This window comes from Pedococcus sp. P1_H8 (assembly GCF_056405175.1).
Genome location: NZ_JBFUCP010000266.1, coordinates 1 through 429, shown reverse-complemented (window position 1 = coordinate 429; position 429 = coordinate 1). Strand labels below are relative to the sequence as shown.

Annotated in this window: 1 protein-coding gene; it reads left to right on the top strand. The window is 65.0% G+C overall.

Going from position 1 to position 429, the window contains the following annotated elements:
* The coding region (locus AC1DYG_RS19925; RefSeq protein ID WP_477641577.1) for a hypothetical protein at positions 1-402 on the top strand (402 nt) is incomplete at its 5' end.
* Positions 403-429: the final 27 nt, after the last annotated feature.

Genomic DNA, 429 nt, shown 5'->3' with positions numbered 1-429 from the left:
CCCGTGGGCAGGCGCAGCCTGCTGTCGCGGGCAGCCTCGGCGCCAACGATCTACTGGCTGACCGGTTGTGTACTGGGCTACTACGCGTCTGAACGCATGAGCTGGGTTTCGGGTGAGTCCTACTGGACCAACGCCCTGAAATGGCACAACCTGCCGTTCTTCACGGTGCTTGCGGCGGTCTGCGTCCTCGCCGAGATCCTGTACCGAGCCGGCGACCTGCGAACCTTTCGATCTATCGCGTTGATCCCGTTCATCGTGATCCAACTCCGGTTCGCGCTGTGGCTGCTGTACTACGCGGGTGCCTGGATCCTGTGGTGCGGGACGTTCAGCGCCATCGCGCTGGGTGTCGCGGCCGCCAAGTTCGCCGGTGAGCGATCCTCCACCGGCAGGGCGGTGGCGTGACAAGACGATCGCGCAGTGGACGGGGAC